Here is an 11,815-nt window from a genome sequence, read left to right on the forward strand (position 1 = left end):
GCAGTTGCCCAACCGGCGGACCTTTGCAGGATTTCTCCCTGCAGGGCCCAAGCCTCGCCTGTGAAGTGCCGCGCGTTTAGCGCCTTGTCGGAAAGGATGCAACCCCCCTGCCCTGATTTCATCCTTGTCTAAGGGCAAAACCGAGGCCATGAACGGTTCTATGACGGATCAACCAGATATTCTATGTATTGGCTCGGTGCTGTGGGACGTGATCGGGCGCACGCCGCGCCGGATGGACGTGGGCTATGACGTGCCGGGGCGGATCACCCGTTTGCCCGGTGGCGTGGCGTTGAACATCGCCATGACCCTGCGCCGGTTTGGCCTGCGTCCCGCGCTGCTAAGTGCCGTTGGGCAAGATGCCGAGGGCGAAGAGCTGATCCAGGCGTGCACGCGTATGGGGCTGGCCACCGACCATATTTACCGCTCTGCCGATCTGCCCACCGACCGGTATATGGCAATTGAGGGCGGCAATGGGCTGGTCGCGGCCTTGGCCGATGCTCATTCTTTGGAAGCCGCGGGCGACAAAGTCCTGGCACCGCTCATGGATGGCCCGCTGGGCACCTCTGCCCTGCCCTATGATGGCGCGATTGCGCTGGATGGCAATCTGACCGAGGGCTTGCTGGGCGAAATCGCGCGCTCGCCTGCCTTTGCCCGTGCTGATCTGCGCGTGGCGCCTGCCAGCCCCGGCAAAGCCGAACGGCTGATCCCGCTGCTGACCCACAGCCGCGCCACGATCTATCTGAACCGTGAAGAGGCCGGTTTGATCTGCCTCACCAAGTTCGAAACTGCGGTGAAGGCGGCTAAGGCCCTTATCGCCCGCGGCGCGCATCGGGTGTTGGTGACAGATGGCGGTGAAAGCGCGGTTTTGGCCGACGCCGAAGGCCTGTTAGAACGTACCCCGCCCAAGGTTTTGGTCACCCGTGTCACCGGCGCCGGGGATACATTCATGGCCGCCCATATCGCGGCAGAACTGGCCGGAACCGCGCGGGACGCCGCGTTGGATCAAGCCCTGCAAGCCGCCGCCCAATACGTTGCCGGAGAAAGCCCCGCATGACCGCCCCCCTGAACATCGCCCCCGAGGTCGCCGCCGCCAAGGCCCAAGGCCGCGCCATCGTTGCGCTGGAAAGCACGATCATCACCCACGGGATGCCCTATCCGCAGAACCTGGAAACCGCGCGCAAGGTAGAACAAGCCGTGCGCGATGCGGGGGCCGTGCCTGCGACGATTGCCCTGATGAAGGGGGAAATCTGCATAGGATTGACGGATGAACGGCTGGAGGCTTTGGCAAAAACGCAAGACGCGCGCAAAATCAGCCGGGCGGATATCGCCGCGTGTCTGTCGCAGGGCTGGACCGGTGCCACGACCGTCGCCGCCACGATGATCTGTGCTGCCCTCGCGGGCATTCATGTATTTGCCACGGGGGGCATTGGCGGCGTGCATCGCGGCGCGCAAGACACCTTCGATATATCCGCCGACCTTCAGGAATTGGCGCAAAGCCCGGTGACGGTTGTGGCTGCCGGGGCCAAAGCGATATTGGACCTGCCCAAAACGCTAGAAGTGCTGGAAACTCTGGGCGTTCCGGTGATTGGCTATGGCAGGGATGAGCTGCCCGCCTTTTGGTCGCGCAGTTCTGGCCTGCCTGCCCCTTTGCGGATGGATGATGCGGGTGAAATTGCTGCCGCCCACCTGATGCGCGCGCGCCTTGGCTTGCCCGGCGGGCAATTGGTGGCGAACCCGATCCCGGTTGAGGCTGAAATCCCCGCTGATGAGATCACCCCGATCATTGAGGCTGCGCTGCAGGATGCGCAGGGAATCAGTGCCAAAGAGGTCACCCCTTTCCTGCTGTCTCGTATCTATGGGCTGACCCAAGGGCGTTCGCTTGAGGCCAATATCGCGCTGGTGCTGAACAACGCCCGGCTTGCAGCCAAAATCGCGCAGGAAATCACCCTTCAAACGGCTGATTGAGCTTTGGTCTAAGACCAAGGTTGTAGTAACCCGGACAGCGGCTTACATACGATCTGAGCAGCCCGTGGGACGATCATGTTTGAAAAAGACGAATCTGATGAACAGCGCCACCGCGCCCCGCTGATCGCGCGGCTTGTTGGCCGGTTTCTGGGCTGGCTGCGCAGTTCATTTCTGACAGGTTTGGTGGTTATCGCACCGATTGGCGTAACCGTCTGGCTGTTCTGGACCCTGATCGGGTGGGTCGACAGCTTCGTCCTGCCCTTCGTGCCCGACATCTATAAACCCGAAGAGGTGATCAACCGCCTTCTGGGCTACACCAACCCAGAAGATCGGATCACGGTGAACATCCGCGGCGTTGGCGTGGTGTTCTTCTTACTGTTCACGCTGATCATCGGCTGGCTGATGAAAGGCTTTATCGGGCGCTCTTTCCTGGTGTGGGCGGAACGTCAGGTTGACCGTATGCCCGTGGTAAGATCGGTCTATAACGGTTTGAAACAAATCGCAGAAACGGTTTTGGCGCAGACCGAAACCTCGTTTGATCAAGCCTGTCTGGTGCAATACCCGCGCAAGGGGATCTGGGCTGTCGCGTTTATCTCGACCACCACAAAGGGTGAAATCGACCGCAAAATCCCGCGAGATGAGCCGTTGATCTCGGTCTTTTTGCCAACCACGCCCAACCCGACCTCGGGCTTTTTACTGTTCGTCCCGCGCGAAGATGTGGTGATCCTGGACATGAGCACCGAGGACGCGGCCAAGCTGGTGATCTCGGCTGGGTTGGTGTATCCGCCCGATCAAAACGGCCACATCCCGCCCACGCTGACGCCCCCCGCGCAGTAAACCATGTTCACCGCCGCTCTCACCGGATACGCCACGGCGTTCTCGCTGATCTTGGCGATTGGGGCACAGAACGCGTTTGTCTTGCGTCAGGGGTTGCTGCGGACGCATGTGTTCTGGCTGTGCCTGTTTTGCGCCGTGTCGGACGCCATACTGATCACCGCCGGTGTGGCCGGGTTCGGCGCAATCGTCGAGCAATGGCCGGCGTTGCCAATGATCATGGCACTGGCAGGGGCCGCGTTCCTGATCGTCTACGGCGCGATGCGGTTTCATGCGGCTTACAAGGGTGAATACAGCATGGCGCTTTCAGGTCAGTCCGCGTCATTGGGCAAGACCATCGCGACTGCAGCGGCGTTCACTTGGCTGAACCCCCACGTTTATCTGGACACGCTGGGTCTGATCGGAGCGGTTTCAACCCAGTTTGCCCCCCTGCCCCAAAAGCTTGCCTTTGGCGTCGCCGCTATCGCGGCCTCGTTCAGTTTTTTCTTTGGGCTGGGCTATGGCGCGCGGCTCTTGGCCCCGATCATGCAAAGTGCCCGCGCCTGGCGTTTGTTTGACATCGGCGTGGGGCTGGTGATGTGGGCGATTGCTTTGGGTCTGCTATTGAGCCTTTAATCCAGCAGCGCATCCAGATTGACCGAACTTTCAACGCCAAGCGCTGGTTTATGGTCTTCAAGGAACATATCGGCGGACTCGCGCCCGGCCTCTTTCAAAGACCGCAGCAGCCCTGGGTCAGGCATGGCTTTGCTTTCCGCCGACAAGGACCGCATCAGCGCATCATCCGAGATCATATGCACCAGAACCCGGCCAATCGGGCCCTCTTCGGGTTGGACCCTCTGTACCGCTTGCAGCACCTGCAACTCGCGTAGGAGTGCGGCGTTAAAGCTGATTTCGTTGATCCGGTCTTCGATATCCAGCGGCGTTTTTGGAATCTCGTTCCGATGCATCGGGTTGATGTTTACGATCACCACGTCACGCGGCAGTTCGGGGTCATACAGGGGGTGAAGCGGCGGGTTCGCGCTGTAACCGCCATCCCAATAGGATTCTTTGTGACCCGTCTTGGGATCTTCGATTTCGATGGCCTGAAACACGGTCGGCAGACAGGCTGAGGCCAAAATCGCATCTGTGGAGATTTCATCCCGGGTGAAAATCCGGGCCTTGCCGTTGCGCAATTGCGTCGCCCCAATGAACAGTCGCGGCCCTTTGTCAGAGCAGATCGTTTCAAAGTCGAACTTGTCGACCACCGATTGCAGCGGGTTGCGATAGAGCGGACCATAGTAATAAGGGCTGACCAGTTGCGCGGCGGTTTGCGTCAACGAGAATGGCATCGCCATCTGCATCATCTGGGTCCAGGGGCTGGTATCAGGTATGAAATCCGTCAACCACTGCGCCAGATGGCTGTCTCCAACCCCGGCGACCTGATCCCACATCCAATCAAGGTTATCACGCGCATCCTGGCGCGTGCCCCGCGCCAGACCGGCCTTAACGGCGGCCCCGTTCAGCGCCCCGGCCGAGGTGCCGGTGATCGCGGCGATTTCGATGTCGTCATCCTCAAGGATGCGATCCAGCACGCCCCAGGTGAATGCACCATGGGCGCCGCCGCCCTGCAGGGCCAGATTGATACGTTTCTTAGTCGTCATTGCCCTGCTGCGCATCATAGAGCGCGATCAAATCACTAACCCGAACTCCATCAATCGTCATATCAGCGATATTCGCGTTCGTAATCGCCAGACCTTGCAGATTTGCACCATCAATGACCACGTTCGACATGTTCACATCGCAAAACTTCGCGTCCGTAAGGTTGGCATTATGGAAAACAAGCCCAGCGGCGTTCACATCGTCAAACTGAGCCGCCATCAGATGGGCATCCTGAAATAGGGACTCCTTGAGGCTCACGCGCGTAAAGCGTGAGCCACACAGAAACATATTGTCGATCTGTAACTTGTCGCGTCCGGCCTCTGGCTGATCGGTCATAGCGCCGTCCAGCCGCCATCGACACTGATGGTGGTGCCGGTGATCTGTGCAGCGGCGTCTGAGCACAGGAACACGGCAGTGCCGCCGATCTGTTCTGTCGTGGCGAAGTTCTTTGAAGGCTGGCGCGCCAGCAGCACGTTACGCACCACGTCTTCGCGGCTCATGTCGTATTCTTTCATGGTGTCGGGAATCTGCGCTTCGACCAGCGGGGTCAGAACATAGCCGGGGCAGATCGCGTTACAGGTGATCGGCTCTTCGGCGGTTTCCAGCGCGACGGTTTTGGTCATGCCAACCACACCGTGCTTGGCTGCGACATAAGCGGCCTTGAACGGCGAGGCGGTCAATCCATGGGCCGAGGCCACATTCACAACGCGCCCCCAACCGGCTTCGCGCATCTTGGGCAGGGCAGCGGCCATGGTGTGGAAGTTTGAATTCATGTTGATCGCAATGATCGCGTCCCATTTATCACCCGGGAACTGATCAATCGGCGCGACATGCTGAATGCCGGCGTTGTTCACCAGGATGTCGCAGCGCCCTGCTTGTTCGATCAGCGCGCGGCATTCGTCGCCCTTGGACATGTCCGCTTTGATATAGCGCGCGGTGACGCCAAGTTCGGCGCCCAGGTCTTCGGCCAGCTTGTGGTCCTCGTCACGGTCGGTGAAAGAGTTCAGAACAACGTCCGCACCCGCTTTGGCCAGTTCACGTGCAACGCCCAGACCGATGCCCGAGTTCGACCCGGTGATAACGGCGGTTTTTCCCTTCAGACTCATAACGGCTGGCCTCCTCTTGCCCCTTGAATAGTGTTGCGGCGGACTATGCGGTATGGGGCTGGTGTTTGCACGTGCGAATGCGCGGGTTGAGGGGAAATATTCTGCACGCGCATCCATGCCGGACATCTGCGCAAAAAAAACGCCCGCACGAAGCGGGCGTTAAGTTATTGAGGCAGGTTTCATACAGGCAAGAAACCTATCGAGCAGTGCACTCTTTATACGCAATCCGCCGCTCAGGTCCAAGTTAAAAGTTTGAAAACCCAGCAAACCCTGCTTAGGCTCTGGCCTAATGAAAACAGGGGTTCGAGAGATTGTTGCACAAATGAGACCAAAGTTTTTCCGCGTTCGGCGCGCAGCAGGCGCCGCGCTGGCTCTGATTCTATCCACAGGATTCGCCGTTTCTGAACCGCAACATGGCATAGCTATGTATGGGGACCCCGCCCTGCCCCCGGATTTTGTGTCTTTACCCTATGTGAACCCCGATGCGCCCAAGGGCGGAAAAATCGTGTTGGGCGAACAAGGTAGCTTTGACAGCCTGAACCCCTTCATCCGCAAAGGCCGTGCGCCCTATGGGGTTCGGATCTATGCATTTGAGAGCTTGATGGGCCGTTCATGGGATGAGCCTTTTACGCTCTACGGTCTTCTGGCCGAATCGGTAGAGACATCCGAAGCCCGCGATTGGGTCGAATTCACCCTGCGGCCCGAGGCCCGATTCTCGGATGGAAGCCCAGTGACGGTCGAAGATGTGATCTGGTCTTTTGAGACTCTGGGTACCCAAGGTGCCGGACGCTATCGCAACGCTTGGAACAAAGTCGAAAAGATTGAGGCGACAGGCGAACACAGCCTGCGGATCACCTTTAACGAACCCGATCGCGAGATGCCACTGATCATGGGCCTGCGCCCGATCCTGAAGAAGGCCCAATGGGACGGGTTGGACTTTAAGAACAGCAGCAATGACGTGGTGCCCATTGGCTCTGCCCCCTATGTGATTGGGGACTTTGAATATGGTCGCTACGTCAATCTTGACCGCAATCCTGAATACTGGGGTAACGATTTACCCTTGCGCCGGGGCACGATGAATTTTGACACGATCCTGTATGAATATTACGGAGATGGTGATGTGGTGTTCGAAGCATTCCGGGGGGGGCTGATCAGCACCTATCGCGAAGGCAATGCTGCGAAGTGGATGACAAACTATAGTTTCCCTGCAGTTCAGAAAGGCGACATCGTTAAGGCCGAAGTTCCTAACCAACGTCCCTCTGGCATGCGGGGCTTTGTGATGAACACGCGCCGAGCAATGTTCAAGGACTGGCGCGTACGTCAGGCGCTGATTGAGGTTTTCAACTATGAGTTTATCAATCAGACCTTGAACGACGGGACACAACCAAGGATCACTTCGTACTTTTCGAATTCGGTACTGGGGAAGACCGATGGCGCGGCAAAAGGCCGGGTGAAAGACTTCCTGATGCCGTACGCCGATGACCTATTGCCCGGCGCTTTGGAGGGCTACGCCCTGCCCGCATCGGACGGGAAGGAAAGCAACCGCCGAAACCTGCGCGCAGCGATAAAGCTGATGGAGGAGGCCGGGTATGTCCTCGACAATAGCGGCGTAATGAGAGCCGCTGATGGCACGCCTTTTACCTTTGAAATCCTGCTGAACCAAGGCAGTGCTGAACCGCAGATGATCATTGATATCTATGTCGAAGCGTTGAAGCGGCTAGGTATTTTTCCCAAAGTTACGGCTATCGACAATGCGCAATATATCGAACGTACCAAGCCCTATGATTTCGATATGACTTACTATCGGCGCTCCACAAGTCTAAGCCCCGGCAATGAACAGAACCTCTATTGGGGCTCGGCAGGTGTGACCCAGCCCGACACGCGCAATTGGATGGGTGCTGACAGTCCTGCAATCGATGGATTGATCGACGAGATGTTGAACGCACGCAGTCAGGATGACTTTGTCGCGGCCACCCGCGCTTTGGACCGGGTGTTGACGACGGGTCGCTATGTGATCCCGATTTGGTTCTCGCGCAGCTCGCGGCTTGCCTATGACAAAAACCTGAAGTACCCCGAAACTATCTCGATCTACGGAGACTGGAGCGGCTTTTTGCCTGACATCTGGTGGCATTCAGAGGACTGAGCATGAAAAAATACATCCTGATCGCCGCAATGACGATAGTTGCGGCCTGCGGCACCGTGGAGGGTATTGGCGAGGATATCTCGGCCAGTTCTCGCATTGTGCGCGACGCGTTCTGAGACATAAAACTGTCACGAACCTGTTACAGCGCCCCCCTATAGCGGGCGCTGTTTCTCTGTCAGCCTGAACCAAGGAGCCTTTCATGGGCATTTTCGCACGTTACCTATCGGTTTGGGTTGGGCTCAGCATTCTGGCCGGAGTGCTGTTGGGCAATCTGGCGCCGCAGCTGTTTGTGGCTGTGGCGGGGCTGGAAGTGGCGCACGTGAACCTTGTTGTCGCGGTGCTGATCTGGGTGATGATCTATCCGATGATGGTGCAGGTCGATTTTGCTGCGATCAAGGATGTGGGAAAGTCGCCGCGCGGACTGGTGCTGACGCTGATCATCAACTGGCTGGTCAAACCCTTCACCATGGCAGCGCTTGGGTGGCTGTTCTTTCGGGTGCTGTTCGCGCCCTGGGTCGATCCGCAAACCGCAGGCGAATATATCGCCGGGATGATCCTGCTGGGCGTGGCCCCGTGCACGGCCATGGTATTTGTCTGGAGCCAACTGACCGACGGTGACCCCAACTACACGCTGGTGCAGGTTTCAGTGAACGATGTCATCATGATCTTCGCGTTTGCCCCGATTGCGGCGTTCCTGCTGGGCATTTCGGACGTCACGGTGCCGTGGGAGACCCTGCTGATCTCGGTCGTGCTCTATGTTGTCTTGCCGCTGGTTGCGGGCGCGCTGACCCGGCGCAGCCTTGAAAACCGCGCGTCCGACGCGCTGGACGGATTTCTGGATCGGCTCAAACCCTGGTCGTCAGTCGGGTTGTTGGCGACAGTTGTTTTGCTGTTTGGGTTTCAGGCCGAAACCATCCTGGCCAAACCCGGCGCGATTGTTCTGATCGCCATTCCGCTGATGATCCAAAGCTATGGCATTTTCGCGGTGGCCTATGTGGCGGCGCGTAAACTGGCCCTGCCCCATTCTATCGCCGCCCCGGCTTGCATGATCGGCACGTCGAACTTCTTTGAACTGGCGGTCGCCGTTGCGATCTCGTTGTTTGGCCTGCATTCAGGCGCGGCTTTGGCGACGGTTGTGGGCGTGTTGGTCGAGGTGCCGGTGATGCTGTCGTTGGTCTGGTTTGCCAACCGCACCCGGCATTGGTTTGCCTGATCAGACCAGAGACGTCACCCACAGGATGGTCGCATCCTCTTCGCTGACCGAAATCACGTTATGCCCCATGGAGGCATCGTAATAAGCGCTGTCGCCGCGGCGCATTTCCACGGGTTCGTAGAACTCGGTCAGCAGCTTCACAACACCGGTCAGTACGTACAGAAACTCTTCGCCATCATGGCGCACCCAGCCGTCGAATTCTTCGAATGATCGCGCCCGGATACGCGCGCGATAGGGCAGCATTTGTTTCTTGGTCAGGGCACCCGCCAAAAGCTCGTGCTCATAGGTCGTGGTGGCATGGGCTGCACCCTCGCCCGACTTGGTCACCGCCATCCGGCCAGACACCTGATTGCGTTGTGGCGGGGTAAACAGCTGCGGCACGGAAATCGCCAGTCCTTCGGCCAGTTTCTTGAGCGCCTCATAGGTTGGCGACATCTGGCCGTTTTCGATCTTGGACAAGGTCGAGCGCGCCAACCCGGCTTCTTTGGCGGCTTGCTCCAGCGTCCAGCCGCGCGCATTGCGCAGCTCGCGCACGCGGGGGCCAAGATTGACCGGCTCTACCGGCGTCGCATCACCCGAGGCACGGGCCAGTCGGATCAGGCTGGGTTGGGTCTCATCATCCATAGGCCAACACCTAATGCCCGCCTCCGACCCTTGCAACCGCGCTGAGCCGACGATAGGCCATATCCCATGTTGTCGATCTATGACGAAACCCTGCCCAAGCCGTGCCCCGCGCCGTTCAATCTGGCGCAGTATGTTTTGCAACACGCTGCCGGTCAGCCCGACAAGATCGCGTTGGAGGTTGTATCGCCAACCAGGGCGCAGCGATGGACCTATGCACAGCTTGAGAAAGCGGTTCTGGGCGTCGCGGGCGGGTTCAGGGCAATGGGCTTGCCCGCCGGTGCGCGGGTGTTGCTGCGGTTGGGGAATACTGTGGATTTTCCGATTGCCTTTCTGGGCGCGATTGCGGCGGGTCTTTTGCCCGTGCCCACGGCCGCGCAATTGACGGCCGAAGAGATCACCAAGCTGGCGGATCAGGTTGACCCGGCGCTGGTGATCGCAGGCAAAGGGATCGCTCTGCCCGACCACTGCGCGCCGGTACTGGATGCCAAAGCGCTTGAAGCGCTGTTTGAACATGCGCCGGGCGAATACGTGATGGGCGATCCGAACCGCCCCGCCTATATGATTTTCACATCTGGCACCAGTGGCCGACCGCGCGGGGTGCTGCATGCCCACCGCGCGATCTGGGCGCGGCGGATGATGTGGAACGGGTGGTACGATCTGAAGCCCGATGATCGGCTTCTCCATGCCGGGGCGTTCAACTGGACCTACACATTGGGCACCGGATTGATGGACCCATGGGCCATCGGCGCCACCGCGTTGATCCCCGAAAGCGGCGTTGATGCAACGGCTCTGCCGGAACTCCTGACTCAGTTTAAGGCAACGATTTTCGCCGCCGCGCCGGGGGTTTATCGGCAGGTCCTCAAGCAAGACGCAAACTTGACGCTGCCCACGCTTCGCCATGGGCTTTCGGCGGGTGAAAAGATGCCCGCCGCTGTTCGTGCAGCTTGGAACAATGCGACCGGCACGCGGGTTTACGAGGCTTTGGGCATGTCGGAATGTTCAACCTATCTGTCAGGATCACCCGCTAAGCCCGCGCCGGATCAAAGCTCTGGCTATCCGCAACCGGGGCGGCGTCTGGCGGTATTGGGCGCTGATATGCAGCCCGTTACGCGCGGTGAGCCGGGCCAGATGGCGATCAGCAACCGCGATCCGGGGCTGATGCTGGGTTATTGGCGGGCCGAGGGTGAGACCCGTGAAAAATTCGCGGGCGAATGGTTTTTGACCGGCGACATGGTCGAAATGGCTGCTGATGGCGCCGTGACCTATCTGGGGCGCAACGACGACATGATGAACGCGGGCGGGTTCCGTGTGTCGCCGATTGAGGTCGAAACCGCCCTGACCGCCCATCCGCAAATTACCGAGGTCGCCGCGACCGAAGTGCAGGTCAAGGCCGACACCACCGTCATCGCCGCCTTTTATACCGGAGATGTGATCGACGAGGCCGCCCTGAAAGCCTATGCCGTCGACCATCTGGCGCGCTATAAGCAGCCGCGCATCTATGTGCACATGGAGTCCCTCCCCAAGGGGGGTAATGGCAAATTGAACCGCCGCGCTCTGCGGGAAGGCTGGGAGGCCGATCATGATCAAACTTGATATCCTGTCTGACCCGATCTGCCCGTGGTGCTATATCGGAAAAACCTATCTGGACCGCGCGCTGGCGGCGCATCCCGACCACCCGTTCACCATTGAATGGCACCCGTTTCAGTTAAACCCCGAAATGCCCGAAGGTGGCATGGAGCGCCGCGCCTATCTTGAGGCCAAGTTCGGCGGCACCCAGGGCGCGCTGGATGCTTACCGCCCCATCGTCGAACGGGCCGAAGCCGAAGGCATGGAGATAGATTTTGGCGCCATCCAGCGCACCCCCAACACGCTGAATGCCCACCGTCTGATCCATTGGGCCGGGATTGAGGGGCGGCAGACGCCTGTGGTCTCGTTCCTGTTCGAGGCGTATTTTAAGCAGGGGCTGGATATTGGCGACAAAGCAGTGCTGATCGACATCGCCAAACGGGCTGAGATGGATTCTGATCTGGTTCAGCGTCTGCTGGACAGCGATGCCGATGTCGAAGACACCCGCGCCCGCGATGCCCATGCCCGCCAGCGCGGTGTCACCGGTGTGCCCTGCTTTATCGTGCATAATCAGCATGTTCTGCCTGGCGCCCAACCAACGGAACTGTGGGAGCAGGTGATTGACGAGGTTTTGAACCCCGGTGAGCAACCTGTGCATTGACGCAGCCCCGCTCTGCACATTGTGCACTGGCTTTTTGAGCAGTTCGCCTTGATAAAGGCGGCAGC

The 11,815-nt window shown here is 59.2% G+C and carries 13 protein-coding genes; 9 read left to right on the forward strand and 4 right to left on the reverse strand.

Annotation, left to right across the window (positions count from 1 at the left end; all coding sequences use genetic code 11):
* The first annotated feature begins 160 nt into the window (after nucleotides 1–160).
* The 4 genes from ATO10_RS03020 (at nucleotide 161) to ATO10_RS03035 (ending at nucleotide 3,414) form a co-directional block, all read left to right on the forward strand.
* The gene (locus tag ATO10_RS03020) at nucleotides 161–1,054 is read left to right on the forward strand and encodes a PfkB family carbohydrate kinase (RefSeq protein ID WP_035247793.1); all 894 of its coding nucleotides are present in this window, start codon (nucleotides 161–163) and stop codon (nucleotides 1,052–1,054) included.
* On the forward strand, nucleotides 1,051–1,965 hold the full coding sequence (locus ATO10_RS03025) for a pseudouridine-5'-phosphate glycosidase (protein ID WP_035247797.1): 915 nt from the start codon (nucleotides 1,051–1,053) through the stop codon (nucleotides 1,963–1,965). Before ATO10_RS03020 ends, ATO10_RS03025 begins: the two co-directional genes overlap by 4 nt.
* Before the next feature lie 75 nt (nucleotides 1,966–2,040).
* Complete coding sequence (locus tag ATO10_RS03030) at nucleotides 2,041–2,802, forward strand: DUF502 domain-containing protein (RefSeq protein WP_035247798.1); 762 nt, start codon at nucleotides 2,041–2,043, stop codon at nucleotides 2,800–2,802.
* A 3-nt stretch (nucleotides 2,803–2,805) separates the two neighbouring features.
* The gene (locus ATO10_RS03035; protein WP_035247800.1) at nucleotides 2,806–3,414 is read left to right on the forward strand and encodes a LysE/ArgO family amino acid transporter; all 609 of its coding nucleotides are present in this window, start codon (nucleotides 2,806–2,808) and stop codon (nucleotides 3,412–3,414) included.
* Here the strand turns inward: ATO10_RS03035 and ATO10_RS03040 are convergent.
* The 3 genes from ATO10_RS03040 to ATO10_RS03050 are packed head-to-tail and all read right to left on the reverse strand — an operon-like array spanning nucleotide 3,411 to nucleotide 5,543.
* The gene (locus tag ATO10_RS03040) at nucleotides 3,411–4,439 is read right to left on the reverse strand and encodes a patatin-like phospholipase family protein (protein WP_035247802.1); all 1,029 of its coding nucleotides are present in this window, start codon (nucleotides 4,437–4,439) and stop codon (nucleotides 3,411–3,413) included. The two genes, ATO10_RS03035 and ATO10_RS03040, sit on opposite strands and share 4 nt — an antisense overlap.
* A complete protein-coding gene (locus ATO10_RS03045) occupies nucleotides 4,429–4,773 on the reverse strand; it encodes a pentapeptide repeat-containing protein (protein ID WP_051597910.1) in 345 nt (114 codons plus the stop codon). The genes ATO10_RS03040 and ATO10_RS03045 overlap by 11 nt, the downstream gene beginning before the upstream one ends.
* Nucleotides 4,770–5,543: a 3-hydroxybutyrate dehydrogenase gene (locus ATO10_RS03050; RefSeq protein ID WP_035247804.1), complete on the reverse strand. Its 774-nt coding sequence runs from the start codon at nucleotides 5,541–5,543 to the stop codon at nucleotides 4,770–4,772. The genes ATO10_RS03045 and ATO10_RS03050 overlap by 4 nt, the downstream gene beginning before the upstream one ends.
* A 322-nt stretch (nucleotides 5,544–5,865) precedes the next feature.
* On the opposite strand from ATO10_RS03050, the gene ATO10_RS03055 reads away from it, so the two are divergent.
* From ATO10_RS03055 to arsB, 3 genes are all read left to right on the forward strand, one after another.
* Nucleotides 5,866–7,686, forward strand: a complete 1,821-nt coding sequence (locus ATO10_RS03055; RefSeq protein WP_035247807.1) for an extracellular solute-binding protein — start codon at nucleotides 5,866–5,868, stop codon at nucleotides 7,684–7,686.
* A 2-nt stretch (nucleotides 7,687–7,688) separates the two neighbouring features.
* Nucleotides 7,689–7,802, forward strand: a complete 114-nt coding sequence (locus tag ATO10_RS03060) for an entericidin EcnA/B family protein (protein ID WP_035247809.1) — start codon at nucleotides 7,689–7,691, stop codon at nucleotides 7,800–7,802.
* An 83-nt stretch (nucleotides 7,803–7,885) separates the two neighbouring features.
* Nucleotides 7,886–8,899 carry an ACR3 family arsenite efflux transporter gene (gene arsB, locus ATO10_RS03065; RefSeq protein ID WP_035247811.1) on the forward strand — a complete coding sequence of 338 codons (1,014 nt, stop codon included), beginning with the start codon at nucleotides 7,886–7,888 and terminating at the stop codon, nucleotides 8,897–8,899.
* On the opposite strand, the gene ATO10_RS03070 is transcribed toward arsB, so the two are convergent.
* A complete protein-coding gene (locus ATO10_RS03070; protein WP_035247813.1) occupies nucleotides 8,900–9,523 on the reverse strand; it encodes a helix-turn-helix domain-containing protein in 624 nt (207 codons plus the stop codon).
* Nucleotides 9,524–9,589: 66 nt separating this feature from the next.
* Between ATO10_RS03070 and ATO10_RS03075 the strand changes: the two genes are divergently transcribed.
* Together ATO10_RS03075 and ATO10_RS03080 are read left to right on the forward strand one after the other, a co-directional pair.
* Complete coding sequence (locus ATO10_RS03075) at nucleotides 9,590–11,116, forward strand: class I adenylate-forming enzyme family protein (protein WP_035247815.1); 1,527 nt, start codon at nucleotides 9,590–9,592, stop codon at nucleotides 11,114–11,116.
* Nucleotides 11,103–11,750, forward strand: coding sequence for a DsbA family oxidoreductase (locus ATO10_RS03080; RefSeq protein ID WP_035247817.1), 648 nt, complete (start codon nucleotides 11,103–11,105; stop codon nucleotides 11,748–11,750). Before ATO10_RS03075 ends, ATO10_RS03080 begins: the two co-directional genes overlap by 14 nt.
* Nucleotides 11,751–11,815 lie beyond the last annotated feature (65 nt).

Origin of the sequence: Actibacterium atlanticum, from assembly GCF_000671395.1 — a bacterium.
Classification (GTDB): domain Bacteria; phylum Pseudomonadota; class Alphaproteobacteria; order Rhodobacterales; family Rhodobacteraceae; genus Actibacterium_D; species Actibacterium_D atlanticum.

Excerpts from the sequence above, each read along its gene's own strand:
- ATO10_RS03020 (WP_035247793.1), top strand. The coding sequence starts at position 161 with ATGACGGATCAACCAGATATTCTATGTATTGGCTCGGTGCTGTGGGAC.
- ATO10_RS03025 (WP_035247797.1), top strand. The coding sequence starts at position 1,051 with ATGACCGCCCCCCTGAACATCGCCCCCGAGGTCGCCGCCGCCAAGGCC.
- ATO10_RS03030 (WP_035247798.1), top strand. The coding sequence starts at position 2,041 with ATGTTTGAAAAAGACGAATCTGATGAACAGCGCCACCGCGCCCCGCTG.
- ATO10_RS03035 (WP_035247800.1), top strand. The coding sequence starts at position 2,806 with ATGTTCACCGCCGCTCTCACCGGATACGCCACGGCGTTCTCGCTGATC.
- ATO10_RS03040 (WP_035247802.1), bottom strand. The coding sequence starts at position 4,439 with ATGACGACTAAGAAACGTATCAATCTGGCCCTGCAGGGCGGCGGCGCC.
- ATO10_RS03045 (WP_051597910.1), bottom strand. The coding sequence starts at position 4,773 with ATGACCGATCAGCCAGAGGCCGGACGCGACAAGTTACAGATCGACAAT.
- ATO10_RS03050 (WP_035247804.1), bottom strand. The coding sequence starts at position 5,543 with ATGAGTCTGAAGGGAAAAACCGCCGTTATCACCGGGTCGAACTCGGGC.
- ATO10_RS03055 (WP_035247807.1), top strand. The coding sequence starts at position 5,866 with ATGAGACCAAAGTTTTTCCGCGTTCGGCGCGCAGCAGGCGCCGCGCTG.
- ATO10_RS03060 (WP_035247809.1), top strand. The coding sequence starts at position 7,689 with ATGAAAAAATACATCCTGATCGCCGCAATGACGATAGTTGCGGCCTGC.
- arsB (WP_035247811.1), top strand. The coding sequence starts at position 7,886 with ATGGGCATTTTCGCACGTTACCTATCGGTTTGGGTTGGGCTCAGCATT.
- ATO10_RS03070 (WP_035247813.1), bottom strand. The coding sequence starts at position 9,523 with ATGGATGATGAGACCCAACCCAGCCTGATCCGACTGGCCCGTGCCTCG.
- ATO10_RS03075 (WP_035247815.1), top strand. The coding sequence starts at position 9,590 with ATGTTGTCGATCTATGACGAAACCCTGCCCAAGCCGTGCCCCGCGCCG.
- ATO10_RS03080 (WP_035247817.1), top strand. The coding sequence starts at position 11,103 with ATGATCAAACTTGATATCCTGTCTGACCCGATCTGCCCGTGGTGCTAT.